This is a genomic window from Ferviditalea candida, assembly GCF_035282765.1.
Classification (GTDB): domain Bacteria; phylum Bacillota; class Bacilli; order Paenibacillales; family KCTC-25726; genus Ferviditalea; species Ferviditalea candida.
This window is the reverse complement of the sequence record NZ_JAYJLD010000007.1, coordinates 68,378-95,343: the sequence shown is the minus strand read 5'-3', so window position 1 is coordinate 95,343 and position 26,966 is coordinate 68,378. Positions and strand designations below refer to the sequence as shown.

The 26,966-nt window shown below is 50.7% G+C and carries 26 protein-coding genes; 6 read left to right on the top strand and 20 right to left on the bottom strand.

Translation table 11 applies throughout. The features are described 5' to 3' along the window. Positions 1-29 precede the first annotated feature (29 nt). The 10 genes from VF724_RS06815 to pelF form a co-directional block, all read right to left on the bottom strand. The gene (locus tag VF724_RS06815; protein ID WP_371753481.1) at positions 30-1,928 is read right to left on the bottom strand and encodes an HD-GYP domain-containing protein; all 1,899 of its coding nucleotides are present in this window, start codon (positions 1,926-1,928) and stop codon (positions 30-32) included. A gap of 40 nt (positions 1,929-1,968) precedes the next feature. Then, the gene (locus VF724_RS06810; protein ID WP_371753480.1) at positions 1,969-2,331 is read right to left on the bottom strand and encodes a DUF2304 domain-containing protein; all 363 of its coding nucleotides are present in this window, start codon (positions 2,329-2,331) and stop codon (positions 1,969-1,971) included. Continuing rightward, positions 2,324-3,052 (bottom strand): glycosyltransferase family 2 protein, encoded by a 729-nt coding sequence (locus VF724_RS06805; protein WP_371753479.1) that lies wholly within the window; start codon positions 3,050-3,052, stop codon positions 2,324-2,326. The genes VF724_RS06810 and VF724_RS06805 overlap by 8 nt, the downstream gene beginning before the upstream one ends. A gap of 4 nt (positions 3,053-3,056) precedes the next feature. Beyond that, positions 3,057-3,518 carry a hypothetical protein gene (locus VF724_RS06800; RefSeq protein WP_371753478.1) on the bottom strand — a complete coding sequence of 154 codons (462 nt, stop codon included), beginning with the start codon at positions 3,516-3,518 and terminating at the stop codon, positions 3,057-3,059. Positions 3,519-3,522: 4 nt separating this feature from the next. Continuing rightward, positions 3,523-4,395: a polysaccharide deacetylase family protein gene (locus tag VF724_RS06795; RefSeq protein ID WP_371753477.1), complete on the bottom strand. Its 873-nt coding sequence runs from the start codon at positions 4,393-4,395 to the stop codon at positions 3,523-3,525. An 80-nt stretch (positions 4,396-4,475) separates the two neighbouring features. After that, positions 4,476-4,661, bottom strand: coding sequence for a hypothetical protein (locus VF724_RS06790; protein ID WP_371753476.1), 186 nt, complete (start codon positions 4,659-4,661; stop codon positions 4,476-4,478). 59 nt (positions 4,662-4,720) lie between these two features. Continuing rightward, complete coding sequence (locus VF724_RS06785) at positions 4,721-5,014, bottom strand: hypothetical protein (protein WP_371753475.1); 294 nt, start codon at positions 5,012-5,014, stop codon at positions 4,721-4,723. Positions 5,015-5,065: 51 nt separating this feature from the next. Then, complete coding sequence (locus VF724_RS06780; protein ID WP_371753474.1) at positions 5,066-6,679, bottom strand: hypothetical protein; 1,614 nt, start codon at positions 6,677-6,679, stop codon at positions 5,066-5,068. Positions 6,680-6,685: 6 nt separating this feature from the next. Next, entirely contained in the window at positions 6,686-8,029 is a 1,344-nt protein-coding gene (locus VF724_RS06775) for a hypothetical protein (RefSeq protein WP_371753473.1), read from the bottom strand. 39 nt (positions 8,030-8,068) lie between these two features. Next, positions 8,069-9,832, bottom strand: a complete 1,764-nt coding sequence (gene pelF, locus VF724_RS06770; RefSeq protein ID WP_371753472.1) for a GT4 family glycosyltransferase PelF — start codon at positions 9,830-9,832, stop codon at positions 8,069-8,071. Between the two features lie 257 nt (positions 9,833-10,089). Between pelF and VF724_RS06765 the strand changes: the two genes are divergently transcribed. Continuing rightward, positions 10,090-10,584 carry a C40 family peptidase gene (locus VF724_RS06765; protein WP_371753471.1) on the top strand — a complete coding sequence of 165 codons (495 nt, stop codon included), beginning with the start codon at positions 10,090-10,092 and terminating at the stop codon, positions 10,582-10,584. 45 nt (positions 10,585-10,629) lie between these two features. Here the strand turns inward: VF724_RS06765 and VF724_RS06760 are convergent, their stop codons facing one another. Next, entirely contained in the window at positions 10,630-12,021 is a 1,392-nt protein-coding gene (locus tag VF724_RS06760; protein WP_371753470.1) for a sensor histidine kinase, read from the bottom strand. Continuing rightward, on the bottom strand, positions 12,018-12,719 hold the full coding sequence (locus tag VF724_RS06755; protein ID WP_371753469.1) for a response regulator transcription factor: 702 nt from the start codon (positions 12,717-12,719) through the stop codon (positions 12,018-12,020). The genes VF724_RS06760 and VF724_RS06755 overlap by 4 nt, the downstream gene beginning before the upstream one ends. Before the next feature lie 149 nt (positions 12,720-12,868). Between VF724_RS06755 and VF724_RS06750 the strand changes: the two genes are divergently transcribed. The 4 genes from VF724_RS06750 (at position 12,869) to VF724_RS06735 (ending at position 16,873) form a co-directional block, all read left to right on the top strand. After that, positions 12,869-13,735, top strand: a complete 867-nt coding sequence (locus VF724_RS06750; RefSeq protein ID WP_371753468.1) for a class I SAM-dependent methyltransferase — start codon at positions 12,869-12,871, stop codon at positions 13,733-13,735. 1 nt (position 13,736) lies between these two features. Next, positions 13,737-14,498: an RluA family pseudouridine synthase gene (locus tag VF724_RS06745; protein WP_371753467.1), complete on the top strand. Its 762-nt coding sequence runs from the start codon at positions 13,737-13,739 to the stop codon at positions 14,496-14,498. 43 nt (positions 14,499-14,541) lie between these two features. Beyond that, a complete protein-coding gene (locus VF724_RS06740; RefSeq protein ID WP_371753466.1) occupies positions 14,542-15,837 on the top strand; it encodes a CapA family protein in 1,296 nt (431 codons plus the stop codon). 505 nt (positions 15,838-16,342) lie between these two features. Next, positions 16,343-16,873, top strand: a complete 531-nt coding sequence (locus tag VF724_RS06735; RefSeq protein ID WP_371753465.1) for an HXXEE domain-containing protein — start codon at positions 16,343-16,345, stop codon at positions 16,871-16,873. Between the two features lie 240 nt (positions 16,874-17,113). Here the strand turns inward: VF724_RS06735 and VF724_RS06730 are convergent, their stop codons facing one another. The 8 genes from VF724_RS06730 to VF724_RS06695 form a co-directional block, all read right to left on the bottom strand. Further along, positions 17,114-17,464, bottom strand: coding sequence for a hypothetical protein (locus VF724_RS06730; RefSeq protein ID WP_371753464.1), 351 nt, complete (start codon positions 17,462-17,464; stop codon positions 17,114-17,116). 40 nt (positions 17,465-17,504) lie between these two features. Beyond that, complete coding sequence (locus VF724_RS06725; RefSeq protein ID WP_371753463.1) at positions 17,505-17,789, bottom strand: hypothetical protein; 285 nt, start codon at positions 17,787-17,789, stop codon at positions 17,505-17,507. A gap of 519 nt (positions 17,790-18,308) precedes the next feature. Beyond that, on the bottom strand, positions 18,309-18,716 hold the full coding sequence (locus VF724_RS06720; RefSeq protein WP_371753462.1) for a MarR family winged helix-turn-helix transcriptional regulator: 408 nt from the start codon (positions 18,714-18,716) through the stop codon (positions 18,309-18,311). A 192-nt stretch (positions 18,717-18,908) separates the two neighbouring features. Continuing rightward, a complete protein-coding gene (gene gyrA, locus VF724_RS06715) occupies positions 18,909-21,344 on the bottom strand; it encodes a DNA gyrase subunit A (RefSeq protein ID WP_371753461.1) in 2,436 nt (811 codons plus the stop codon). Positions 21,345-21,362: 18 nt separating this feature from the next. After that, a complete protein-coding gene (gene parE, locus VF724_RS06710) occupies positions 21,363-23,339 on the bottom strand; it encodes a DNA topoisomerase IV subunit B (RefSeq protein WP_371753460.1) in 1,977 nt (658 codons plus the stop codon). Positions 23,340-23,688: 349 nt separating this feature from the next. After that, positions 23,689-24,678, bottom strand: coding sequence for an ABC transporter permease (locus tag VF724_RS06705; RefSeq protein ID WP_371753459.1), 990 nt, complete (start codon positions 24,676-24,678; stop codon positions 23,689-23,691). After that, complete coding sequence (locus tag VF724_RS06700; protein ID WP_371753458.1) at positions 24,671-25,636, bottom strand: ABC transporter ATP-binding protein; 966 nt, start codon at positions 25,634-25,636, stop codon at positions 24,671-24,673. Before VF724_RS06700 ends, VF724_RS06705 begins: the two co-directional genes overlap by 8 nt. A 55-nt stretch (positions 25,637-25,691) precedes the next feature. After that, positions 25,692-26,498 (bottom strand): GDSL-type esterase/lipase family protein, encoded by an 807-nt coding sequence (locus VF724_RS06695; RefSeq protein WP_371753457.1) that lies wholly within the window; start codon positions 26,496-26,498, stop codon positions 25,692-25,694. Positions 26,499-26,724: 226 nt separating this feature from the next. Here VF724_RS06695 and VF724_RS06690 point away from each other — a divergent pair, with 226 nt between their 5' ends. After that, on the top strand, positions 26,725-26,946 hold the full coding sequence (locus VF724_RS06690) for a YwbE family protein (protein ID WP_371753456.1): 222 nt from the start codon (positions 26,725-26,727) through the stop codon (positions 26,944-26,946). Positions 26,947-26,966 lie beyond the last annotated feature (20 nt).

Here is a 26,966-nt window from a genome sequence, read left to right as displayed (position 1 = left end):
GAGCGATTCATCCTCGCCCCGTTTCGGCCTTATGTTCTTTCGCTCCGGTAAACATACTCCGTGCGGACAAAGCAGGTTTCGCACGCTTTGCCGTGCGCCCGGCAGTTGTTGCCTTCCGCTTCCCAGCAATTCACATCGGTCCGCAGGTATGCCGGACATTGCTCGCAAACGTTCTTCGGAACGCAGCACATTTCCCAGCATGCGCCCAGGGAACGGCCCTTTAGCTGCGGGCTCTTTTGTTTGCGGTCGAACCAGCCGATGAACAGCTCAACGATTTCGAAATCCAGCTGCGCTCCCGCCGCGGCGCGAAGCGTCTGCAGCGCCCGGTGAAACGGCAGCGGCTCGCGGTAAGGGCGCCCGTTGATTTTGGCCAAGAAGGTCTGGACGACAGCAATGATCCGCGAACCGGCCGGGATTTCCGACCTCTTCAAGCCGACCGGATATCCGTTCCCATCCATTCGTTCGTGGTGATACAAAATAAGCTCCGCGACATTTTCATTGCCGATTGTCGTGCGGACGATGGAGGCGCCGACCTCTGTGTGCAGCTTCATCATTGCAAATTCCCGCTCGGTAAATTTGCCTTCTTTTTGATACAAATCCGCCGATATGCCGAACATCCCGATGTTGCTTAAATATGCTGCCAAGGCGACATCCCTGATTTCTTTTTCCGGCAAACCCATCTCCTTGGCAATGATGATCGAGTAGCGGCTCATCATTTCGGAATATCCGATCGTATAAGGGCTTAAATTATCCATCAATTGCACAAGTCCGCTGAGAATTCCGGAGTACGCAGCGGATAATTGCCGCAGCGAAAGCTGCTGTGAAATGATGTTTTGAATATTTTCGTGAATCAGGCGCATGGTGCCGAGCGCGGTCATCTCTTCTTCCTCACCGCTTAGCCGCTCGAACCAGAACAACAAGAAATCGCGGGAGCCCGTGTCCACCTGCAGAACGGCCAAAGCTTCCATCCCGATGCCGGCCATATAGGGCGGCATTTGATAAAATTCCGGGTCTCCCCGCTTGAGCAGCTTGTAATCCTTTTCGTAAAACAGCGATTCAAGCCATCCAAGCGTTTGGCCATCCGCTTGCAGGATCTCAAGGATTTGCCGCTCCAAGCCCACCGCGACGGGAATCTGATGTCGGCCGCCCTTATTCTCGATATAACAGCCGCCGGAAGCATGTATCGTTTGAAAGGACAAGCGGATGATATAATCAAGCGTCAAATCCCGGGTTCGCGCGATTTGGCCGATTTGCTGCATGGCACGGCCCGAGGCGACGACAATCTCTCCCTGCTCCATCATCTCTTCCGTTCGGATAATCGTGTCCAAGCCATGGCCGAACAAGCCGGCCATTTCCTCCAAAGCTTGGCGCACAGGCTTGGTTAATTTCCCCTTAAACGGTCCAATCCGGATCATTCCTTTGGCATTCCCAAGCAAAATCGTCAACAAGGGAACTTCTCCATCCGAGTCAATCCGGATCTGTTCGGAAACGGGGTCCGCTTCTATGGATAGAGGAGGCCGATATTCCTCCTTTTGATACTCTGCAAGACCGCCGTAGGAGGGCCCGACCTTCCCGAAATCCTTGGTGCTGTGGCGAACGGCCTTCAGCACATAGCAGCAGTTCTTCGGCATATAGAGATATTTGGCATAGACCGGCGCTTCAACGATCTGGCTGAAAAACTCCAAAATGTCATCCAGATTGTTTTCCAGACCGCGTTCCGGTTTAATCATCTCGACTACCCTGAACGCGCGCTCATAAGCTTGCCGCCAGCGTTGGGCGATCCTCCGCTGGTAAATCCCCCATGCCAACAGCCCAATGAGCACAGCGGCAGCTGCCGTCCAACTTATCGTCAATACTGAAAATCCCGTATCTGCCAATAGTCCTTTCACCTGCAGTTGGATGAGAAGCGATTCAGCGAACCGAAACATGGGGTTCACCGCCTTTCCTGTAAGATGCGGTTATGATCTTTCATTTATCTTCGGGAGTTTTTTCTTCGGGATAGTCCCCGGAATCACGCAACGCGACGAACTGGGACAGCTCCTTTATTTTATCATGGAGCATGGATATTTGGATCGAATGGTATAAATTCAACAGAAGCAGCACCATCATCGACAGCAAGAAGAGCAGCGAAGGCGGATAATCGACTCCGACGGCCCGGGCCAGCACATCCAGCAGCTTGGGGTTCGCGGATACGATCAGGATGAGAATTGAGCTTCCCAACCATACGATCGTATTTTTCTCGTTGATTTTCTTGCGGACGAGAAGGGACAGCACGAATCCGAAAAAAGACAGTCCGATCAAGAGCACGAACCATTTCAGCAGGCTAGGCATCCAAATCCCTCCGTACGTTCAGATTGTGATTCAAAATGACGGCAAGAATGCTCAGCGTAACCTTAAATATATAAATCACCGGCCGTACTCCGGAATGCATGCTGGTCCCCTGCTTCCGTTCGCGGGAGCCTATCGGAAACTCGCGCAGGGTAAAGCGATTAAGCAGCATGTGAATAATGATATCGGCATCGGGAAAATCGCTGGGAAAGCGGCCGCGGCCGGAATAGTATCGGAAAACGCGGGCGCTCAGCCCGCGCAAGCCGGAAGTGGGATCGGTCACTCTCTTTCCGGAAAGCACATAGATGATCGCTCGAAAAATCCGGATCGCAAAGCTTTTCATCCAACCCGGATTGAACCGGGGATTGCCCAAAAAGCGTGAACCGATGACCACGTCCGCATCATTGCAATGAATTTCCTCGATCATTCGTTTTAAATCCTCCGGATCGTGCTGGCCGTCAGCATCGAATTGAACGACATAACGATAACCGTTGGCTGCGGCAAATTGGAAGCCGGACTGCAGGGCCGCGCCGTATCCCAGATTGACCGGGTGGTTGACCCGATAAATCGGCAAACCGCGGATGAGGCTGCCTGTATGATCCGTCGAACCGTCGTTGATCACCAGTACATCCGCTTGCAGCTTTAATTCCAGCAATGGCTGAAGCGTCTGCAATATCAATTTTTCCTCGTTGAATGCGGGAATGATCACCAGCGTATCCCCCATATCATCATCTCCTCCAAGCAAATTCCAATAGTTTCATGCGCTTTAGGATCCATAGATAAACCGTTCCGTAGATCAGCGCCATTCCCGCCAAAAAAACGAACGGCGATTGAAATGCCATTCCTCCCGCCGGCTTCGACAAAACCGCAATCCCCATTACCAGCAGAGCCGGAGGGGCATTGGCGGCCGTCATCTTGATGAAGGGAACAAGCATCGCCCGCAAATTTAAGTCCCGATGCAGAAAAAACGCATATCCGGCAGCATTGAGCATAGCTCCTGCGGCCGCCCCGTAACCAAGTCCCCCAACTCCGTAGTACCCGGTCAGAATCATGTCCAAGCCGATGGTGTTCCCGGACGAAAGGAGGGTCAGCAGCAGCGGGAGCATCAGTTTTTCGGAAGCCAGATAGTAGCGCAGGGCGACAGCGACCACGGACTGAAAGATGAAGCGGTTGGTCCTTGAATAGTTCACGGCGTCACCCTGATCTGCGTTTTGACGGTTTCGATGCAAGCTCGAAATCCGGAAACAAACCTTCCTCCAAATATTTCCCAAGCGGTACGAACCGGAACTTGTCGATGAGCCTGCGAACCTTCGCTTCCGTGGTGTCCAACTTATAATATTGGGCCAAATGAAGCCAAGGAGGCAGTTTAATCCGCGGGAATCCGGTGTCGAACTCCCAAGGATGGACGTAAACCATTCCCGTCCGGTTCCGGTTGATCCTTTGAAGCAGATGCACGGAAAACCAGGAAGGCCAAAACCGCAAATAGAATCCACCGGCAAACGGCACCTTCAGACGATTCCATCCGAAAACAGTCGGGGGGAATTCCAGCAATTTCAATCTTCTTCCTTCCAGAACCGGATGAAAGGGATAAACGGGCACATCCGCGTTGCCGGAAAGAGGCGTCCGGAAGGGCTGCAAGCTGGAATCGCAGATAATCCCTTCCTGTTCCAAAATGCTTAATGCCCCATAACGTTCAGGCGAAATCGACCAAGTGGGAGCCCGATAATACCGGATCGGAGTTCCGGTCAAATCTTCAAGCACCGCTTTGGATTCCCGCAGGTCTTTTGCAAACTCGTCCAAAGTCATTCGGCTGACCATCCGGTGCCAGCCTCCATGGGAACCGATCTCATGCCCCCTTCGTTGGATCTCTTTGACCAGCCCGGGATGTTTTTGCGCCACACAGCCCAACACAAAGAACGTCGCGGGAACCTGCTGCTCCTCCAGCATATCGAGAATTCGCATGGTGCTGCCGCGAACCCGGTCTTCGTACCTCCCCCACGTTTCAATCGGGAAATTCACTCCGTTGGTCTGATACCAATCTTCAACATCGACAGTCAATATATTCATTTCCCGGATGTCCTCCCTCTGTACCGTTCACAGCTTTTTCCGGCAGTCCGCATCACCATTTTCCCTCTTCCGGCTTTGGCCTAGAAAAAGACATTTGGGATCGGAAAAGAAATGCCGTCCGGCGTTTCAGGATCGATGCCTTTGACGAATTCCCAAAGATTTGTATGATAACCGAAGGCACCGATCAAAGTGGCAACGGGGTTCCGGGAAATCAGCGCGAAGGCTTTCGCCGTATTGGAACCAAGGTCCGCCGCGAAACGGCTCATCATCAATCCCGCTCTTCGCAGAAATCCCTTCCAATCCTCAGACATATCGTACAAGCGTGTTAATGCGCGCGTGCCGGCTGGCTGGAGCGAACCAACCGGCGACGCCAAAAAAATAAAAAGCCCGAAACACAAGCAGCAATAATCGAGATCGGTTCGAACAAAAGGAATGCAGCCAAGATGTGAACCGCGATAATGATAAAGACGGAGGAATGAATCAACGGAATAAAGATCCGGTCCAATACGCTGTCATCTTCATTCTGAAATCTTATTATCAGGGAAGGGAGAAAAACAAATAAGACCAGGAAGGAAAACAGCACCTTTCCAAACATCAGCACGTTGGCTTCCCACATCACCGATTTACCCCTCCCCCTGAATTCCATATCTCAGCTCGGCTGGAACAAATGTTACGTTGCGGCGTACAAATAATAGTCCAAATTGCCAAATACCTTCAAAACGTCCCTGATCGACAAAACCATGAACAAAACGGCTCCCAGCAGCAGTCCGAATACGGCGAATTCATAGCCGAGCCAACGGCTTGACAAAAAACCGGAGATTACGTTGCCTAGAAAAGCCGGCCAAATGGACTGAAGCACCAAAAACGGCTGGGAAAGCGAAAACAGAATCACCGTATTCATCAGTGCAATGGATAAGAACGCGTACGAAATCAAGGAAGCGATGAATACAAAGTGTGTCGTCGAATTGGCAAACAGGCTCTGGCCAATGGGAAGGTCAATGGAGGAGAATGCGTACTTAAGAACAAGATACAGCGCTGCCGCGGTGGCCAGGGCAATCCCGCCGATGATGGCTAGCCGGTTGAAATACATCGTTCGGAAGTTCCGGTTCAGCTTTGCGGTTTCGTCCCCCCAGTAGCTTTTTTGGCTGACCTCGACATCCATCATCAGCTTGGCCAGGACGACCTCGGCGATCCCCATCGGAACAATCAGCACAAGCAGGGCAAAGTCGAGCCCCAGCTCGTAATCGCCGCGAAACCACATTAAAAACGGCATTGTAAATTCGTTGTTCGTTGACCATGCCATAACACGGTCCACATACAGCAAGGAAAAATACAGAAATCCATATGCAAAATAAGGCAGCGTCGAATACAAGGTGACGGACATTTTCGGCATCTTGGGCTCAATCCCGATATCGGCTTTCCTCTCCGCATGCTGAAACAGCCGGATGACAATCAGTATGCTGGCGAGCGACACAATGAACAGTGAAGTGACCTGAGACACGATAATATTCAAGCCCAATACATCGAACAGCACATAAACAAAAGCGATTCCGACCAGGATGAGTCCGGAAAACAGAAGCTCCTTTTTCAGGATGTACATGACGGTCACCGACAGCCAGATCATATTCAAGAAAAAGAAATACAAAATAATGATGCCTATCATCGAATAGGGGAACATTTGGATAAGCGCATTCAGCACAAACAATCCGACGGATATTACGATGCAAAGGAGGAACCCGATTCCGATAAAATGGAAGGTCACCCTCCGCGCCATGTTGTAATGCCCTTGGATAATATAAAAGAACCCCCGTCTGGCAATAGCCTGCGTAAAACCGCCTACCGTAACAAAACTAAGGATCGTGCCAATGGCGATAGCGGTGGCGAGTTCGACGGATAAATACTCGTAAGACCAAAGCGAGAACTTCAGCGTGAGCATCGAAAATACCGATAAAGCCATAGGCAGGGCGAAGATGACGCCGCGCAAAAATGTGCGCACGAGTTCTACGAACAGCTTTGAAAATGACGTTTTTTCCGGCCTGGCGAACGGAATGTATCGCACTCTCGCAAGGCTCCGTTCCCACAAATCGGAGGCGAGCGCAAACACATCCTCGACTCCGAACGTTTGGGACGCTCTATCGTCATTCCAGCCGAAGGATTCCAAAATAGCCGCAATTTCATACCGGTCTTCCGGCTGCATATGCGCGCCTAACACTTCATCAAGCAGCTCGTCCAGCATCCGCTCTTTATTCGGGGCTGCGATTCGTACGGTTTGGGCATTCGCCATAGCAAGCTATTCTCCAAGTCCGGGTATGATCATATTCACAATCAATTCGCTCAGCTTGCCTTCTTGATCGGCCTTCAGCATCACGGCTTCGGTGATCGGCTGGTTTTTGCCGACAATCAGCCGGCCGCTGCGATCGAGCAAATCTTCACCCGCAATTTTGCCGACGATGTATTTGCGGCGGAGCTGTCGAATTTCATCGGATACGGCGAGGCTGCTTTTCCCTTCAAAAGCTGCCGAATGATCGTAAGCCTCCTGAGCATTAGCGGCTTCCGCAATTTCCGCCCTTTGGACAGGGGACGGCTCCGGATTGACACTTCGCTCTGCGCGAATGGAATCAAGCGGCTTAACCGACGATTCAAAAGGCGCTGCCGATGCCGGAACGGACAACGGAGGCTCCGCAACGGCCGACGAAGCCGAAGCTTGCACGGCAGATGTGCTGAATATCGCAAGGGTATCCTGAAGAATCTGCTCCAAATAATCGCCCGCATCTTCCCAGAATCCCATACCAACCGCCGCTTTCGGCTTCACAATTGCGGATTGATGGCCCGGCTCGCTGCCGGATACGGCGGACTGAACGGGAAGGCTCATATCCGGCGCTTCCCCGCGCTTTCGGAATGCCACGACCTTCCCGGCGACCGGTTCAAGCTCGGGGACGGTTATTTTTTCTTCCGGCGTGTCCTTCACCTGTTCCGGTTCTGCCGGCTCCAATCCCGAGGTCATCTTTTGAATCGAAAGCGAAATTTCCGCGTCATCCCCATCCGTACACTCCCGAATGCCTAGCGTCTCAAGAAACGGTTCCTGTTTCGCGGTCAGCTCCTGCGGCGCCGTTAGCGGTTCCTGCGCCGCTGACGGCTCCTGCGGCTGCGCAGCGTCAAACTCCGTGTCCGAGTCGTCCGTTCCCTCCAGCTGACGCTCATATTCCGCAACAATCCCCGCCAGCTCCTCCCGGATCTTCCATGCGGCGTCCACTAGCCCGGATAAACCAAGGAGCTCATCTTCCTGAAGGCTCTTCAACCGTCTGAAGAACTTCTTGACACTGCATTTGTTGAAACCGAACAACACCGTCTTAAACGTGCTTGAAGCCGTTAAGCCATAATTGCTTATTGCATCCTGACTTTTCGCGTTCCCGAGGGTTTGCCGAACCGTTTCTGACGGAGAAAGCCCATTCGGGAGCACTTCCTTCAAATATTCCGCCCTTCTGCTGAGACGGCTGCTTTCATCGTCAAGCTCCTGCAGCTGCTCGAGAAGCTTCTTCTTCATTGTGGAAAACTGCGCTTCCTGCAATGATAAATGACGGTACACCGACGACGGATCGTAACCCAGCAGCGCCCGTTTCCATTTTTTTCCCATCCGAATTCCGTCCTCTCGAGAAATGATCCGTTTCTGTCGTCAGGCCGATTTGCTTTCGAGCAAGAAGGTCAAGATTTCCTGCTTGTCCAAAGCGGCAAAAGCCTTGTCAAAATCTCCCATCTGATTGTAAATTTCAGCGATCTCCATTAACAGCACCGGCGCTGAGGGGGAACCCGGCACCTCCAGCAAGGCCAGCTGGAAATGCTTGATCGCATCTTGATATAAGCCATTGAGCATAAACGCATATGCGCGTTCCGCATACAGGCGCTGTCTGCGCAGGCGCGCGGTTCTTGCAGCGGCGTCCGTCGAAGCCGCCGGAAGGACAAGCCGGTCACCAGAGCCAAGTGAAAGCTTGAGATAGCTTTTCAAATTCTGCTCCAGCATGCGCTCAAGCGTGAAATGGCTCAGGGCGCGTTCCCGCCCCTCCTGACCGTACAGAGCGCGGAGCTCGGGATTGTTCAGCAGCTTGACCAGACCATCCGCCAGCGCTTCATGGTCCCTCGGGTGAATAAGAATCCCAGAATTGCCAATCGCTTCGCGAATCCCTCCCACATCAGTGGAAATGATGGCTTTCCCCGACATCATCGCTTCAACCACGGAATATGGGAAGGCTTCCGAAATGCTGGTAAGCGCCACGACGTCTCCGCTGTGGTAAACGCTTGAAACATTCGGAACATGCCCTTTAAAGACGACCGTTTCGTCTAGCTTCAGCTGCGCGCAAAGCGCCAAGCACTGTTCATAATACTCGGGGACGGAAACCGAGCCGTAAACGAAAAATTTGACATCCGGAATTTTCGTTCTTACAATCGCTGCGGATTTGATCAGCGTCATGATATCCTTCAGGGGATCGATCCGCGCTACGGCAATCACTGTCGGATGCTTATGCGGCGCAGGTGCCGCCTCGGTAAAAAGCTTCGGGTCAACACCGTTATAGATAACTTGAATTTTTTCCCTGGGAACCTCGAATTTCCGCTCCCAGCGCGTATTGTATTCGCAAACCGGGGATACCTGGTCGGCGAAGGCATAGTTCAGACTTGTTACGGATTGGATCAATCGAATGAGGAACGTATTGAGAAACGATGAATAATCCCGCTTGCCCAATGACAAGTATTGCTCCCTTACATAAATCCCGTGCTCGGTAAGCAAAAACGGGGTCCGATTCTTCATCTTCGCCAGAGCGCCCGGTATGCCGCAAAAAGCGGCTGCAGAAGAATGCACGATATGAACATCAGGTATAGGGGTATTCAATATGTTCATGAACCGGTAGATCCAGCCGAGGCTTTGAATCAAACAGTACAAATCGGGTCTCGGCAATTTGTTGCGGGCATCCGCATGATGGCGGAAGACGATTTCCTTGAAGGCATCCCAAGCCGCTTCGGATTTGAAGCTGATCTTGTACTCGTATTCCTGAAAAAACAAGTGAAGGTCGAAAATAATCTGCGCCAGACGGTGAGGATCCTTGTTCAAGGACAGAATTTCTTCAATCATTTCACGAAACAACGGAATGAAGCGGTCGTCAATGACCTTGCGTGTAGTCCGTTTCTTCGCCAAATAGTTGAAGGAAAACGGTGTCGACAAATGCTCGCTCGGTTCCTCCGTCCCCCAAAGCGGCATTTTGATCAGACTTGCGGTATCGGGAAGCTTGAATTTTTGGGTGACGAAAGGATTCATCAAAATGCTGTAAACGATGTATTCCACATCGTCCAATTGCGTGACCAATGTGTCGCACCATGTGCTCACACCGCCCTGATGAAACGGGTATGTGCCTTCCGTTGTGAGCATGACGACAATTTTTTGTCTCATTCCCTATCACCCCACTCTATTATATGACAAATCTAGTAGCGATTAAAGCCCTCAAACGGTACAAAAGTCCTATATTATAAAGAGTTTGTCAAGAGGAATTTTCTTTACAAATCTAATGGTTTTTTAATATTGCTCACGAAACCCTGTGTTCATGCAGGCTTGGGCATTTCCCGGTAAATTCAGGATTTTCTGTCTCTGCTATACTCGAAACATAGGCGGCCGCACAGAACAAAAATACGCAAAGGAGATGCTACATCATGAACTTCAGAAAATCCTTTATACGTAAAATTGCTGCCGGTATGCTTGCACTTGCAATCGGTACGGCGGGAATAATGGTTTCGACAGAAAATACGGCACACGCAGCTTATTCTGTTTCGGTGGCGGACAATATCATCTCTCTCGGTTCCCATTTCCTCGGGACGCCTTACAAATTTGCTGCAAAATCGGGACAAACGAGCTCGTTCGACTGCTCTTCGTTCGTCCAATATGTTTACAAAAAAAATGGAATCCTTCTGCCTCGCTCTTCCAAACAGCAGTCCACCAAAGGCTACACGGTTTCCAAAGCCAATATCCAAAAAGGCGACTTGATTTTCTTTGATGTCACCAAACGACCCGGAATCGACCATGTGGCGATTTATGCCGGAAACGGAATAATCCTTCACACTTATAAAGTAGGAATCGGGGTAACCTATTCGAAATTCTCCGGATACTGGTCAAACCACGTTGTTAAGGTTAAACGCGTCATCAACTAATCATGAAAAATATCCTGCGTCTCATCAGGATGATCTGTCACAGGGTCATCCTTTTTCGTCTTGATCTCTGAGCGCCTGCTTTGTGAACCGTTTAGGGAAAGTGACGACAATGCTTGTCCACAACGCTTTTTTGCTGCGGATCCGAATGCTGCCTCCATGGACTTTCACAATTTTTTTGGCGATTGCCAAACCGAGTCCGAAGCCGCCCGTTTTTCTGTTCCTTGCCTGATCCTCCCTGTAAAATCGGTCGAAAATCCGCGGTATGACCTCAGGCGCGATGCCGATCCCCAGATCAATGACATTGATGCGAACGTGCTCTCCCAGATCGGATAAGCTGACTCTGATTTTTTTACGGCTGTATTTGATGGCGTTGTCGAGCAGAATAATCATCAGCTGCGTGAGCTTTTGCGCATCACCCTCGATAAACAGCCGCTCCTCCTCGGTTGTCAGTTCAATCTTCCGGTGAAACGAATGCTGCAGGGAGTTGACCGTTGATTGGACCAACGGGACCAGATCGACCAATTCCCGGTTTGCGGTTTCTTCCCTATCGAAATCGACAAGCTGAAGCAGGGATGAGACCATTTTTCTCAGACGGATGGCTTCCGAGTGAATCGCCTCTATGGCCTCTTCGCTCAGTTGCGGGTCGGTGGATCCCCATCTTTTCAACAGCTCGGAATAGCTTTCAATCACCGTCAACGGAGTCCGCAATTCATGCGAAGCATCCTCGATAAACTGCTGCTGCCGGATAAAGTTTTTTTCCAGACGCCCGATCATTCTGTTGAACGTGACGCCCAGTTGGCCCAATTCGTCCGAGAGTGAAAGCTGATGCATGTCAAGCTTCCGGAAAAGCCCGCTGCTTTGAACCGCCTCCATCGTATTGGCCAGATGCTTGATCGGCCTGAACAAAAAGCGTGTATAGAAGAATCCCCCGGCTAACGACAAAATGACGGCTCCGCCAGTCGTAACCGCCAGCACCGTAACGAGGATTTCCACATAATTATCCAAAATATTCAGCAGATGCCCGATTTCCAGCATGCCGACCAGCTCATTGTTGACCTGAATCGGAACCTGCACGAAAATCATCCGATTTTCCCCGTCCTTCAGCACTTCCAAATGATTCTTTGTGCGAAACAGCACCTTTTTTTGAAGAAGCGCTTCATTGGAATAAACTTGGAGTTTGATTTGATCTCCCGGCCCGATGATGCGAATCAGTTCATCCGTCACCAAAAATTCGTTCAGCAATCCGGGATCATCCCAACGGTTCGGGTTGTAGATTTCCACTTTGGACAAAATGGTTGCGGCTTTTTTCCACATCAGCTGGCCTTCGCTTTGCGTGGTTAGATGAATGAAAAAGAAATAAATGAAAACATTAAAACACGCCAGTATAAAAATCAGCCAAACCGTCATGAGCAAGGTTATTTTGGTTTTCAGGCTCATGGCGAGGGTTCCTTTATCAAATATCCGACGCCCCGGCGGGTATGAATCAAATTTTTCTTGAACCCTACGTCGATTTTCTGCCGCAGATAACGGATATAGACGTCGACGAGATTGGTATCGCCCATAAAATCAAAGCCCCACACATCCGACAGGATATTCTCTCTGCTCAGCACAGCGCCTTTATGACGAATCAGGTAAAGCAGCAAATCATATTCCCGCGGAGTCAGTTCGATCGTCTTGTCTCCGCGACGGACCGTTTGGGTTTTGGGGTCGACCGTCAAATCCCCCACACTGCACGTTTCCTCCTCCTGCCCCGATTGGTCGCCCGGCACGCCGGATAAGCGCAGCAGATTGCGGATTCTCGCCAGCAGTTCCTCGATCGAAAAGGGCTTGGTCACATAATCGTTTGCGCCCGAATCCAATCCCTCCACCTTCTCGGGAACCGAATTCCTGGCCGTCAATAAAATGATCGGAACGAAATTGTCGGCTTCCCTGATCTTCTTCAGCACCTCGAAACCGCCCATTTTGGGCAGCATGATGTCCAGCAGAATGAGATCCCAAGTTTCATCAAGTGCCAAAGCAAGGCCCTGCTCCCCGTCAGCCGCCCTTGCGGCGGAATATCCTTCGTGGGTCAATTCCAGCTCAAGCACTCTGGCGATTTTATCTTCGTCCTCGACGATCAATATCCGCTCATTCATCATACACCCGCGAAAATAATTATTCTTGTTCATAATATGGTCCGATTCAGCGATAATTATCGGTTTTCCGCACTTATATTTATGTGTCGGTTGTTGTAGAATAGAAAAGAATCCCAATCGATATTAAGTCAGAAAGAAAGGAAATGCCTATGCTTGTTGCAAATGACTGGACAGAATACGAAATCATCGACACCGGCGGCGGAGAAAAATTGGAGCGCTGGAAGGACATTATCCTGAGAAGACCGGATCCGCAAATCATATGGCCGCTGAAGCGGGAAACCGAGGAGTGGAAGCGCGCCGACGCACGTTACTACCGGAGCTCGTCCGGAGGAGGCAGATGGGAATTCGCCAAAAAGCTGCCCGAGCGATGGACGCTGAATTATGACAACAAGCTTTCCTTCTACATAAGACCGACCAATTTCAAGCATACCGGGCTGTTCCCCGAACAGGCCGCCAACTGGAAATGGATCATTGAAAAAATACAAGCCGCGGACCGTCCCGTCAAAATTCTGAATTTGTTTGCATACACCGGCGGAGCTACCGTGGCGGCCGCCTATGCCGGAGCGGAGGTTTGCCATGTCGACGCCGCTAAAGGAATGGTCCAATGGGCCAAGGAAAATGTGGAGCTGTCCGGACTCGGCAAGCGCAAAGTGCGCTTTATCACCGACGATGTGTTCAAATTCGTGCAAAGGGAAATTCGCAGGGGCAGCAAATATGACGGAATCATCATGGATCCTCCTTCCTACGGACGGGGACCGGGCGGAGAAATGTGGAAGCTGGAGGACAGCTTGTATCCGTTCATCGAAACTTGCACTAAGGTGCTTTCCGATCAACCCCTGTTTTTTTTGATTAACTCTTACACAGCCGGGTTATCCCCGACAGTGCTGAAGAATATCATGATCCGGACTTTGGCCGATGCCTATCGAGGATCGATTTCATCAGGCGAATTGGGCCTGCCCGTCACCAAGTCGGGCTTCATCCTACCCGCCGGGATTTTAGCTCGTTGGGAGGCATAGGATGAAGCAAAATGCGAATCGCGAAATCCCACTGATTTTTGAAGACAATCATTTGCTTGTCGTGGAAAAACCGGTGAATATCCCCACTCAGGAGGACCGGACCGGCGACCCGGACATGCTGACCCTCTTGAAGGCCGACCTGAAGCAAAGACACCACAAGCCGGGAAACGTCTTTCTCGGCCTGATCCACCGTCTGGACCGCCCCGTAGGAGGCGTTATGGCATTCGCCAAAACCTCCAAAGCGGCATCCCGTTTGTCTGATGATGTACGAACAAGAAACTTCGCCAAAAGCTATCTTGCCGTTGTCCGCGGGACGTCGGTGCAATCGTCCGGCAAGCTTGTTCATTATCTTCAGAAGCATCCCGATTCAAATACGGTTTCGGTCGTGGCAAAGTCCGCAGCCGGAGCCAAGCAAGCCGTTTTGGAGTATGAAGTGCTGGGACAAGAGGAAGGCTTGAGCTTGCTTCGCATCGAGCTGCATACGGGCCGTCCGCACCAGATTCGCGTCCAGCTGTCGGCCATCGGCTGTCCGCTGTACGGAGATCAAAAATATGGAGCCGAGGTCAATCGCCCGGGCCAGCAAATCGCCCTTTGGTCGTTCCGGGTCGCGCTGCGCCATCCGACCCGGCAGGAACGGATGACGTTTATTTCCGCTCCGCCGGAACAGTATCCTTGGCTCCTGTGGCATGATATCATTGCTGAAGCCGCGCGTTCAGCGGATAATTCGATTTCGGCATCTGACGGGGATAAGAACACTCGTTAAAAAAACGTTCGTTCCCGGAAGAATGAGGAGAGAAGGAAAAAGCATGCATAAGAAAACGTTCCAGCGGCGGTTCTATTTCCGAGCAGGCATGCTGGCCGCGCTGGGATTGGCTTTGAGCGTCACGATGAGCGTCTGCCAATTGAAGACAAATGACGATGCCCAGCATAACAGGCAGCTGTCGGCGGAGACAACAACCCCGGCACCGCTGCCATCACCGGAAGCCTCCGCACCAGCTCCGGCGGAACCCCCCCCGTCCGTAACCCGGCAAGCCAAGCTGATCGCGGTCGGCGACATCATGATGCATCGGAGAGAGATCGCTTCCGGCTATGACGCCAAATCCAAAACGTATCATTACGAAGCGTTCTTTCAAAGGGTCAAAGACATATTCGCTGACGGAGACTGGGTGACGGGAAATCTCGAAACCGTGCTTTCCGACCGCGATCCGAGAGGATACACCGGCTATCCCGAGTTCAATTCCCCGCCCGAGCTGGCCGACGCCCTCAAAAATGCCGGATTCAACATTATCACCACGGCGAACAATCATTCCTTGGACCGCAGGGAACGGGGCGTTATCCGTACACTGGAAAATCTTCGCGCCCGTGGGCTGATGACCAAGGGAACGGCCGCATCCCGCGAAGAAGCGGAGAAGCCGCTGCTCGTGCAGAAAAACGGAATCACCATGGCCTTTCTGGCCTATACCTACGGCACCAACGGCATTCCGATTCCGGCAGGCAAGGACTATTTGGTACCGCTTATTGATGAGAAGCGAATGATCCGGGACATTGCCGCCGCAAAGCAAGCCGGCGCAGATCTGGTGACGATCCCCATCCATTTCGGTCAGGAATATCAGCTGCAGCCGAACGATTTTCAAAGGAAATTGGCCGTAAAGCTGTTCGAAGCCGGCGCCGACATCATTCTCGGCAGCCATCCGCACGTGGTCCAGCCTTATGAATTTCTGAAAGCGACCGGCAGCGACGGACGGGAAAGAAAAGGTGTAGTCATCTATTCACTGGGCAATTTCATTTCCGATCAACACCGTTATGCTCCGCCTTATAAACCTACGGATACGGGGGTTATTTTTGAAGTGACGGTACGCAAGCATCTGCCCGAAGGCCATACGGAAATCGCCGGAATTCAGACGCTGCCTACCTTCGTTCACCGTTATCTGCAGCAGGGAGTAATGCGCTACCGCGTTCTGCCGATTGCCGCAGAGCTCGCGGCAAAGAACGATCCGCTGCTGTCCGGTAAGGATTATGCCCGGCTTGCCGGATTTCTGAAGGAAATGAATGTGCACGTGAACTCGATGGCCGCCGAAGGAGAACCGGTACAGGGAAGATGATGAAAAAACCTCTATCGAGGCATTTTCAGTGATGAGCGACCGCGTACAGCGGAAGGTTTTATCGCCAATCAGAAAGCTCGTTTTCAATCCCGAAAACTTATACTTTTTGATGTGGTAAGAGCAAAAAAACCGTCCAAATCATCGGACGGCCCTACCAACGCTTCAAGTTACTTTTCTCCTCTGCGGATAATGGGTATTGGCCTTCACCTCCTGTTGAAATCGTGTTCTATTTATTTTATTTTGTGGTAACAACATGTTTTCAAAGAGAGGGAAAAGTTTTCGGAGAAAATTGCATCGGGAGCATGACTCTAAAAATAAAGAGTTTATCCGCCCTGAATTTAGTGAACGATAGAGATAATAAGTTTGATGCATCTAACCAATTCGGTAATTACTGCCTCGGTCTCAACTTGCAGACCAGGTATCCAGCGATTCGCGAATAATACGTTATATGACATGTGCCGAAAACCGAAAACATATATAAAATCCATTTTTATCGAGGTGTTTCATGGAAGAAATTACAACCCATCTTATTAGTGTGAATTCATTAATATGGTTGTTTCTGGTAGTTTTTATGATCCATGATTTTGAAGAGATAATATTTGTAGAACCTTGGATAAAGAAGAATTTCAATCAGATTATTAATAAAGTTCCTGAAAGAATAACCATTATACTGAGTGAGTACTCGACAGTTACATCATCACAATTTGCAGTAGCAGTGTTTGTTGAGTTTGTATTGTTTACTGTCATAACCTATTTAGCTGCAGAACAGGGGTCATACATATTTTTTATAGGATTTAATGCTATTTTACTGATTCATGTATTCACTCATTTTGCTCAAACTTTGTATTTGAGAATGTATACCCCAGGGGTCATTACAGCTTTATTGATTATTTTGCCTTATTCTATTTATCTATTCTACAGATTGATTGGTGAAGGAATCGTAACATTGAGAGAAGTATTTATTTACGCACCTTTTGGACTAGTATTAATACCGATCGTACTATTTGGACATAAATTAGGAAAGAAAATAGTATAGAATGAAGGCTGTTTGAAGGTTAATTCTAAGAAGCGGCACACGTCACATAACAACGCATTCCCACATCGGGGGACAAGCCCCCTCGGTCCCGGAAGTTAATTCGAGGAAGCGATTGCCGGGACACATCCGCACCGCCTAAGTCGGCAAGCCGACCCGGCCCTGCGGGCCTTAAGGCGGTGGGACGTCGGGAATACCAGAACGTTAGGCGAAATAACGGCGGAATAATAGTTGGTGGCTATTTCAAGCATGAGTTATGCACTTTACCCCAATTGTTGGTAACTGATCTTTGAAAACCATCGTAAATCCAGACCTTCTGGCAAGAACGACCGAAATAGACTTGCAAATTGAGGCGCCTCGATAGGTGGCGGGGGACTCGTTTTCATCATCGGTTTTATCGGCGCTTTCCTCGTCTTCTTTCAGGCGAGTTGCGACAACGGCAGCAATAGGAACGAAGCGCATTTTCTCTATCGTTTTCCCTTTACGGTTAGTTGCGGTGTAGGGCAGTTTCATATAGATATCGGGAATAGCGATGCCTACAAGTCCGGACGAACCGAGCTTCATCAAGTCTTTGTATACGGCTTTGATGAGCATAATCGGCGTGACCGGAACAAACCGCTCCCTCCCTGTTCCCTTACTCGATGACCCGCTGAAACATCGCGGTATTACGCTTGGCCTTGGTCACCCAGTCATAACCGTTTGCCATCAGGAATACGAAAAAATCTTTGCATAAATACCAGCGATCCATGGCCACCCATAAGCGACAAGAGACACTCTCGCGCAGCATGAGCAGCATTTGGCGTGCTAAATCAAGTTTGGTGAGTCCCGTCTCGTCTTTCCCGATTTTGCGCCATACGGCATAAAAGAGCGGATACTCTAGTCCCGACTTTAGCACCGCTTGAAGGGCGACGAGATTCATGCCCCAAACGTTCACTTTGCGTGCGTGATCACGCAGCCAGCAGAGAAACGGCAACACTTTGGCGTACGGATGAGCGGCAAGAGTATCGTCCAGATTGACGACATCACCGTCTCGCAGCCGAGTATCGGAATCTTCCTGAAGACGTGCAACCCGCTTTTTGCCGAAAGTACTCCAGGAAAACGGGTCAAATCAGATACTCCCAAAATGAGTTAGTCGAACTGGGGTTGAAAGCAGCAGAAGGCACAACAAATGAAGCAGATATAGAACAATGGATTATAAGGCATCAGGTGTAATAGGCTTGATGTCTTTTTTTGCTGAGAGCCCGGAGCGAAGAAGCAATTGCCGGGACACATATGTTCATCCTTGCTCTTTCAACATACATCATTTAATAAGGACCAAGGGGGCTTGTCCTCCGATGCGTGAATGTGGTTTAGATGATGTAACGGCCTCCATTGAATAAACAATGATAAGTTCAGATGGAAGCTTGAAGAATACAAGTACGTAAAAGCAGCTTACAGTCTATTGTTTGGATATTTTTCCGAGCAGATAGATCAGCAGCTGCTGGTTGTGTGCGGAAATCCGGTTCAGAACCTGCTCCAAAAACTGCTGCCGAATCCTGCTGCCCCTCATTCCTTCCTCGCGGCCTTTTGCGGTCAGACGGATCCAGACAATTCTGCGGTCGGCCTCATCTCGTTCCCGCGCAATTAATTCATTCTTTTCCATGCGGTCAAGCAGTGTCGTCACTGCAGCCGGAGTGGTCGACACATACTCGATCAAATCGGAAGGCTTGACCTGTTCATGCGCCAGCAGGTACTCCAAGACGTTCAATTGGCCTTCCGTCAGTGTCGGAGCCAATTCCGTCTCCATATAGGTGCGCAGGTCCTTGGATATTTTCTGCCAAAGCTTTGAGAACTCCTGAGCGTACATGAATATATCACATCCCGCCGTAAGATATCATGGTCACCTCTGTTTAAACTCCATTCATTATACCATTTCCAGGTAAATTGATAAAGATTAATATAATTAATAATTCATGACATGAATCGATAGAAAGCGCGGAAAATCGTGCGGATTCAACAATTCCGCACGATTCACTTTCAGCTTGAACATTCACTTTGTTTAACGCAAAGGTAAGACATTCATCAGTTCCGCATTTTTCTCCAGCTTGATTACCGGTCTGCCGATTGATTTCCGATCTTCAATCGCTACCTGTTCCGTAGAGAAAGTCAGCGGGTCTCCAGGTTGGATCAAAGCCTTCAACTCTATCGCATCCCTCACATAGAACGCCTTGATCAGCCTGCTTCCGTTCGGCTTTACGCGCTTGCCTTCCTTGAATTCGAAAGTCAGCACGCCTTTTCCTCCCCTGCCCTGCACCGGATAATCCAGAAGCAGAGAACGCTTGGCATAGCCACGGTCGGAAATGACCAGGATCTCGCCCTCGTCTCCTTCCACGAAATGGGCCGAAACCACCTCATCGTCTTCGTTCAGATTAATGCCTCTTACCCCCGAGGATACACGGCCCATCGGATTGACCTCGCTTTCCTTGAAGCGGATGCTCATGCCGTTTTTCGTGACCAGCAGAATTTCCTTGGTTTCGTCGCTTTGGAGAACATCCACCACTTCATCGCCGCCGTTCAATTTGCAGGCGGCAATGCCGATCGACCGGTTGGTCATGTATTCCTTTAAGTCGGTTCTTTTCACTTGCCCTTTTTTCGTGAAGAAAACGAGAGTTTTGCCCGGCTCGTCGAAATTTTTGACCGGTATGATATTCACGATCCGGTCTTCCTTCGCAATCGGGATCACATTCACGATCGCCGTTCCGTTGTCCTTCCACTTGAATTCGGGAATCTGATGAACGGGAAGCAAATAATACTGGCCGTTCTTTGTGAAAATCAACAGGTTTTCGATCGTGTTGACATCCAGCAAAAAGCGGACGTAATCGCCTTCCTTCAATCCCGTAGCCTCCACTTCACCGCCGGATCTGATAAAGGAAAGCATGCTGGTCCGTTTGATATATCCTTCATTGGAAACGGTGACCAGAACATCCTCCGGATTCACCATGACTTCCAGGTTCACTTTCAATTCTTCCACTTCACTCTGAATTTCCGAGCGTCTGTCAATTCCGTACTTTTTCTTGATGTCCAAAAGCTCATCCTTGATGACGCCCAACAGCTTCTTCTCGCTGCCGAGAATCGATTTCAAATAGTCAAGGAGCTTGTTGACCTCCTGCAGCTCTTTGGTCAGAGAGGTAATTTCCAAATTGGTCAGCCTGTACAGCTGCAGGACCAAAATCGCATCCGCCTGGCGATCCGTGAACGCAAACTTGCTCACCAGGTTCTTTTGGGCATCCTGACGGTTTTTTGAGGCTTTGATTTCGGCAATGACCTCATCCAGAATATTCAGGGCTTTAACCAAGCCTTCAAGCACATGGGCCCGGTCCTCCGCCTTTTCCAGATCGTATCGCGAGCGCTTGGTCACCACATCTTTTTGATGGTCGATGTAGGCCTTCAAAATTTCCTTGATCCCCATCTGTCTCGGGGCTTTGTTGACAATAGCCACCATATTGAAGTTGTAATTGACCTGAAGATCGGTTTTCTTCAGCAGGTAAGCCAAAATTCCTTGGGCGTCGGCGTCTTTTTTTAATTCGATGACAATCCTCAGCCCGTTCCGTCCGCTTTCGTCCCTAACCTCGGCAATGCCTTCAACTTTCTTGTCCAGACGTATATTTTCGATCGAGGTCACCAGCTTCGATTTGACCACCTGGAAAGGAATTTCCGTGATCACGATTTGCTGGCGCGCGCCCTTCATCTCTTCAATGGCAGCCTTGGCCCGAATATAGATTCTTCCCTTGCCGGTTGCATACGCCTCGCGAATGCCCTCTTCTCCCATGATGATGCCGCCGGTGGGAAAATCCGGTCCTTTAATGAGCTTCATAATGTCTTCCAGAGTCAAGTCGGAACGGTCGATCAAAGCGATGCAGGCATCGATAACCTCGCGCAAATTATGCGTCGGGATTTCCGTGGCAAAGCCGGAGGAAATGCCGCTTACGCCGTTGACGAGCAGATTGGGAAAACGCGACGGAAGCACCACCGGCTCCTTCAGCGTATTGTCGAAATTATCCCTGAACGGAACAGTTTTCTTTTCAATGTCTCTCAGCAGTTCTCCTGCAATCTGGGACAGCCTCGCCTCGGTATAACGCATCGCCGCCGGAGGATCGTCGTCCAGAGAGCCCCAGTTTCCGTGCCCGTCGATGAGCGTATGCCCCATTTTCCATGGCTGCGCCATCCGAACCATGCCGTCGTAGATCGAGGAATCGCCGTGCGGATGATAATTGCCCATGACGTCCCCGACCGTTTTCGCCGATTTGCGGTACGGCTTGTCCGCCGTGTTCCCGGCCTCATACATCGCGTACAGAATACGCCGCTGCACCGGCTTCAATCCGTCTCTCACATCGGGAATGGCGCGATCCTGAATGATATATTTCGAATACCGTCCGAACCGGTCGCCGACGACTTCCTCCAGCAGGGCGGACATGAGTTGTTCTGCTTCAGCCATATTCGCTTCCTCACCTTCTTATTCGTCTATCTCGGTAAAATCGACGTTCTCGATGATCCAGCGCTTTCGGGGATCCACCTTGTCGCCCATCAATGTCGAGACGCGCCTCTCCGCTTTTGCGGCATCCTCGATCTGAACCCGAAGAAGCGTCCTTTGCTCGGGATCCATCGTCGTCTCCCACAGCTGCTCCGGATTCATTTCGCCCAAGCCCTTGTAGCGTTGGATCTCCACATTTTTCCCGAGCTCCTTGATGACCCCGTCCAGCTCTTCATCGGAAAACGCATATTTCACGATTTCCGTTTTGCCGGAACGCTTGCTTACTTTGAACAGCGGAGGCTTGGCGATAAAAACCTTGCCGGCATCGATCAAAGCTTTCATATAGCGATAAAAGAACGTAAGCAGCAGGACCTGAATGTGAGCGCCGTCCATATCCGCATCGGTCATAATGATAATTTTGGCGTAATTCGACTCCGCCAGATCAAATTCAGGGCCGACCCCCGCACCGATCGCAGAAATCACCGCCCGATATTCTTCATTTTTCAAAATATCCGCCAGCTTGGCTTTTTCCGGATTCATCGGCTTGCCCTTCAGCGGCAATATCGCTTGATGCTTGGAATCGCGCCCTTGCTTGGCCGAGCCGCCTGCAGAATCGCCCTCGACGATGAACAGCTCGTTCTTCGAATAATCCTTGGACTGCGCCGGAGTCAGCTTGCCGCCCAGGTTGGAGCTTTCGCTTCTGCCTTTTTTGCCCGAACGGATCTCATCGCGCGCCTTGCGTGCCGCCTCCCTGGCTTTGGACGCCTGAACCGACTTTTTGAGCAGCAGCTGCGCGACCAGCGGATTTTCTTCCAGAAACTCCGTCATTTTTTCCGTTACTACTGCATCCACGGCGCTTCTCGCCGCTGCGCTGCCCAACTGGTCCTTGGTCTGCCCTACAAACTCGACCTCGCTCATCTTGATATTGAGAACGGCCATCATCCCTTCACGGAGATCGGAGCCTTCGAGATTTTTGTCCTTTTCCTTCAGCAGTCCCGTTTTTCGGGCATATTCATTCATCACCCGGGTATAGGCGGTCTTGAAGCCGGTCTCGTGCGTGCCTCCCCCGCGCGTCGGAATCGAGTTCACGAACGAAGCGATCGTCTCGGTGTAGCCATCATTGTACTGCAGCGCGATTTCCACCTCAATCTCGTCTTTCTCGGCGTTGAAATGGATGATATCATGCAGCACATGCTTGTCTTCATTGAGAAATTTCACAAATTCGCTCGCTCCGCCTTCATAGCTGAACGCATCTTCGTTGCCGGAGCGCTGATCCTTCAGCGTGATGGTCAAGCCCGAGTTCAAAAAGGCGATCTCCTGCAGCCGTTCATACAACAAGTCATAGTTGATCGAATAATTGCCCTGAAATACCCGCTTGTCCGGTTTAAACGTCACCTTCGTGCCCGTTTTGTTTGTGTTGCCCACAACCTCCAAGCCTGTGACGGGTTCGCCGACATGCTCTTTGCCGTCAGGATCGATCCAATATTCGAAGCGCTGCTTATGTATTTTTCCTTCCCGGAAGATTTCCACTTCCAGCCATTCCGAAAGGGCATTAGTGACCGAAGCGCCGACCCCGTGCAGCCCCCCCGATTTTTTGTAGCCGGCTCCCCCGAATTTCCCTCCGGCATGAAGCACGGTGAATACGACCTGCGGTGTCGGTATGCCGATTTTGTGCATCCCGGTGGGAATTCCCCTGCCGTTGTCGTATACGGTCACAGATTGATCTTGATGGATGGTCACATCGATTTTCGTGCAATATTTGGCCAAATGCTCATCGACGGCGTTGTCGACAATTTCCCAGATCAGGTGGTGCAGTCCGGAAGAGCTGGTGCTGCCGATATACATTCCCGGACGTTTGCGGACGGCTGTGAGTCCCTCCAGCACCTGAATGTCGTCAGCTCCGTAATCCGACTGTTCCTGCAAGCCCGGATTTGAGAACAAATCCAACTGCTCGACCATTCATCGATTCCCCCCTTGACGTATTTGCTCTATGATCGATTGTCCTGTATAGCCTGATGCTTAGCATTATATCATGGTTTTTCGGTTGAAATGCAAGTGTTTTGCCCGGAGCCTGTCCGATAAAATGATTTAAGTGAATTTTAAGAGCATTCATCTGTTGCGAAAGCGGGTATTGGGAAGATGCCGTATAAGCGACTTTGGCTTTGAGTTTTGACATTGAGAAACCTTATTATAGAAACTCAAAACAACGGAGCTTGGAGGCACTTCCCAATAAGCAGCTGGAAGCAACATTCGATGAATCGCTTCTGTATTCCGATTCACGCCTTGCTTCCATCGGACAGACGCTTCACTACAAAATATCCTGCCTCACGAAAACCCCATAGGAAACAATAAGCGAAGCCAATGCCCAAACCGACAGCACCGCCAGTGAAAAAGTCAGGCTCATTCCGGGAATCGGAGGCAACGTGCCGGACAAATAATCGGTCAGCTGCAGATTCACCATGAACAAATACTTGGCGGTTTGCCAGGATTGCGCCATGTTGGTCAAAATCGAGCCGGCGATAATGGCCGCCATCATGATCACAATGCTTGCCGCCGTGCTGCGCACCAGTATCGACACCATCAACGAGAGGCAGGCGACAACCAGCGCGGAGAACCAGACCAGCCCGCTCTGCATGATCAAATACTGCCACTGGGGCACCGCGTGCACGTTCGCTTCGTTCAACTGCGTGCCGTTGATCTGAAAGCCGGTAAATGCCGGCATATCCCACCCCCCGTAGCCGAACACCACCCCTGAAATCAGATAAGCCATGATTGCCGAGGAAAACACGATCAGCGAGGTGAACAAAAGCAAGGCAATCAGCTTGGAGGTGAGTATTTTCCATCGGCTCACGGGACGGGTCAACAGCATTTTGATCGTACCGGCCGAGCGTTCTCCCGAAACAAGGTCCGACGCGACCGCCAGCACAAGCAGCGGAATGAACAAGGAGACGGCATTGTCCATGAAGCCGGAGGCGAACGTCACCCCGTTCGGCGATGACGGGTCGACGTCATGATCCAAGTAATACTGCAGCCTCTGCACCTGAACCCTCATCCACGCTTTCCATTCCTCGGGAACCCTTGCGCTGCCCAAGCGGTTCGTATAATCATAAATCTGCTGCTGGACCATGACGCGCCAATCGGTTGTTCCGAACTGCTTGCGCTGCGCCTCCGCCATGGTCATTCTGGCATAGGTAAACACCGGGATCAAAATCGCCAGGATCAGGATGATCACGAGAAACCGTTTTTTTCTTAATATTTTCAAGGTTTCGTTTTTTACGAGCGGATACAAGCTAATCAATAGATTCACCCTCCGTCAAGCTTAAGAACAGTCCCTCGAGCGATGGATTTTTGACCTGCACCGAAAAAACGCCGACACCGGCTTTCACCAGTTTTCGGTTCATTTCGGGGATCAGTTCGATGGGCATTTGTGCAACGATCAACCGGGAACCGGGTGCCTGGGACACTTCCGACAGATCCCCCGCCTGATCCTCCCTGAGCGTTTCGATCTCCGGCGTCTCGGTAAGCAGCCGAATTGCCGTTTCGAATTGATCAACCTGCCACAGCACCCGCCCTTTCGATTGCTGCAGAAGCTCATCCACCCCGCCGACCGCAATCACCTGGCCGCGGCTGATGATCGCCACCCGGTCGCACAGCATTTGAATCTCGCTTAACAGATGGCTGGAGATGAACAAGCTCATTCCCTGATCCGCGAGCAGCCGCACAAAGTCCCGAAGCTCCTTGATTCCCTGCGGATCCAAACCGTTCGTCGGCTCATCGAGGATCAGCAGCTTCGGTTTCCCCAGCAGGGCCTGGGCGATGCCCAACCGCTGCTTCATGCCGAGCGAGTAGGTTTTGACCTTGTCATGAATCCGGTTTTTCAAGCCGACGATTCGCACCACCTCGTGCAGACGCTGCTCGGTGATGTTCGGCATCATTGCGGCAAAATGCTCAAGATTCTCCCAACCCGTCATAAAGCCGTACATATCCGGGTTCTCCACGATCGAACCGATCTGAAGCAGGGCTGCATTATGTTCCTGCTGAACATCCTTGCCGCAAACGGAAATGCTCCCGTCCGTCGGCCTAATCAGCCCGACAAGCATGCGGATCGTCGTGGTTTTCCCGGAACCGTTCGGTCCGAGGAACCCGAATACTTCGCCTTCGCGGATATCGAATGAAACCCCTTTGATGATCCATTTGCGTCCGATTTTTTTGCGGACATCCCGTACGGACAAAACGACTGCCGGCTTCGAGTCCATGCCGCTTCCCCCCTTAGGCTACTGAGATGCTTTACACTATTCAAATGCATTTACACTACTTAAGCGCCTGCACGATGCGTTCCGCAATTCTCAAATAGCCTTCCTGATTCGGATGAAAATGATCCGTATACAGATATTTCGCGGGATTCTTCTCAAACAAATCAAACGTCGGCACCACCGTCACATTCGGATAGCGGTCGGCGATCAGGGACGCTTCGTAATTCCATCTTTGGATAACATCGGAGCTTTTGCCCGTTTTATCGGTATCGATGAAGGGGTTATACAAACCGACGTAGACGATGCGCGCATCCGGATTGACCTTGGCTAATTTGGTCAGAATCGAGTCAAGCCGTTTCACATTTGGCGGAAGTCTTTGCAGCAGCGCCTCAGGGTTGATATTCGTCGTTAGATTAAATTCCTGCCAGGCGTAATTGAACAGATCGTTGCCACCAATGGTCAGCAGGATGAGGTTAGCCCGCTTCAGCAAGTCGGTCAGAAACGGTTTCGTGTTTAAATCAGCCAGCAGCTGGTCCGAACGGTATCCGTTAACACCCAGGTTGCTGATTACATATGCCGACTTGCCGGTATCCTTCGCCAAAAGCCGCTTAACATCCTGGACATAGCCGTTGCCTGAGACATCCCCCATGCCTTTGGTCAACGAGTCTCCCAAGGCGACAATTTGAATTTTGTTCTGTTTCACCGGATCAGCGGCTGGAGCCGTCGCTTTCGGGGGAGGAACAGCCGTCGACGGGGACGGATTCATGAGATCACGAACCGCATACACAAACCCCGACAACAATAAGACAGTCGCCGCGACCGCGGCGATCCACGCACTTCTCCACAACAAACGCGTCGAACGCATGCGAAACGTCCCTCCAAGCTCGAAAATTGCCAATAATGGCTCGCGATGAAATTAGTTCCACTTTTGGCGGCGAAGGTTCAAGTGGTTTAATTAATCTTTGCGACCAATTTAGTGGAAGTTATTTCTTCGCGATGCCTAAGTTTGCATATATAATAATATTTAGAGTAAAGGTTACGCGGGCGATTTGCAAATTTTTGCTTATTGACACAGATAAGGAGTGACATGAATGAATGAGAGCGGGCAAGTGCGTAACAATATTCGACCCGGTCTTCAGGTTGATATCGTTCTAAAGCAGGACCAACCCACAGGAAAGCTGACCCGCGGAATCGTCAAGGATATCCTCACGAACTCGCCCCGGCATCCCCATGGAATCAAAGTACGCTTGACGAACGGTCAGGTGGGGCGTGTAAAAGCCATTATTGCGCTTGAATCGAATTTTGATGCATGAATATAAAAAAACCTCTATCG

Bases quoted from the DNA above. Each gene is read 5' to 3' on its own strand.
- VF724_RS06695 (WP_371753457.1), bottom strand. From the start codon at position 26,498: ATGCGTTCGACGCGTTTGTTGTGGAGAAGTGCGTGGATCGCCGCGGTC.
- VF724_RS06750 (WP_371753468.1), top strand. From the start codon at position 12,869: ATGCTTGTTGCAAATGACTGGACAGAATACGAAATCATCGACACCGGC.
- VF724_RS06725 (WP_371753463.1), bottom strand. From the start codon at position 17,789: ATGAATCTCGTCGCCCTTCAAGCGGTGCTAAAGTCGGGACTAGAGTAT.
- VF724_RS06690 (WP_371753456.1), top strand. From the start codon at position 26,725: ATGAATGAGAGCGGGCAAGTGCGTAACAATATTCGACCCGGTCTTCAG.
- VF724_RS06780 (WP_371753474.1), bottom strand. From the start codon at position 6,679: ATGGCGAATGCCCAAACCGTACGAATCGCAGCCCCGAATAAAGAGCGG.
- VF724_RS06795 (WP_371753477.1), bottom strand. From the start codon at position 4,395: ATGAATATATTGACTGTCGATGTTGAAGATTGGTATCAGACCAACGGA.
- VF724_RS06765 (WP_371753471.1), top strand. From the start codon at position 10,090: ATGAACTTCAGAAAATCCTTTATACGTAAAATTGCTGCCGGTATGCTT.
- VF724_RS06700 (WP_371753458.1), bottom strand. From the start codon at position 25,636: ATGGACTCGAAGCCGGCAGTCGTTTTGTCCGTACGGGATGTCCGCAAA.
- parE (WP_371753460.1), bottom strand. From the start codon at position 23,339: ATGGTCGAGCAGTTGGATTTGTTCTCAAATCCGGGCTTGCAGGAACAG.
- VF724_RS06760 (WP_371753470.1), bottom strand. From the start codon at position 12,021: ATGAGCCTGAAAACCAAAATAACCTTGCTCATGACGGTTTGGCTGATT.
- VF724_RS06735 (WP_371753465.1), top strand. From the start codon at position 16,343: ATGGAAGAAATTACAACCCATCTTATTAGTGTGAATTCATTAATATGG.
- VF724_RS06730 (WP_371753464.1), bottom strand. From the start codon at position 17,464: ATGCTCATCAAAGCCGTATACAAAGACTTGATGAAGCTCGGTTCGTCC.
- VF724_RS06815 (WP_371753481.1), bottom strand. From the start codon at position 1,928: ATGTTTCGGTTCGCTGAATCGCTTCTCATCCAACTGCAGGTGAAAGGA.
- VF724_RS06790 (WP_371753476.1), bottom strand. From the start codon at position 4,661: ATGAGCCGTTTCGCGGCGGACCTTGGTTCCAATACGGCGAAAGCCTTC.
- pelF (WP_371753472.1), bottom strand. From the start codon at position 9,832: ATGAGACAAAAAATTGTCGTCATGCTCACAACGGAAGGCACATACCCG.
- VF724_RS06805 (WP_371753479.1), bottom strand. From the start codon at position 3,052: ATGGGGGATACGCTGGTGATCATTCCCGCATTCAACGAGGAAAAATTG.
- VF724_RS06755 (WP_371753469.1), bottom strand. From the start codon at position 12,719: ATGAATGAGCGGATATTGATCGTCGAGGACGAAGATAAAATCGCCAGA.
- VF724_RS06745 (WP_371753467.1), top strand. From the start codon at position 13,737: ATGAAGCAAAATGCGAATCGCGAAATCCCACTGATTTTTGAAGACAAT.
- VF724_RS06775 (WP_371753473.1), bottom strand. From the start codon at position 8,029: ATGGGAAAAAAATGGAAACGGGCGCTGCTGGGTTACGATCCGTCGTCG.
- VF724_RS06810 (WP_371753480.1), bottom strand. From the start codon at position 2,331: ATGCCTAGCCTGCTGAAATGGTTCGTGCTCTTGATCGGACTGTCTTTT.
- VF724_RS06720 (WP_371753462.1), bottom strand. From the start codon at position 18,716: ATGTACGCTCAGGAGTTCTCAAAGCTTTGGCAGAAAATATCCAAGGAC.
- gyrA (WP_371753461.1), bottom strand. From the start codon at position 21,344: ATGGCTGAAGCAGAACAACTCATGTCCGCCCTGCTGGAGGAAGTCGTC.
- VF724_RS06740 (WP_371753466.1), top strand. From the start codon at position 14,542: ATGCATAAGAAAACGTTCCAGCGGCGGTTCTATTTCCGAGCAGGCATG.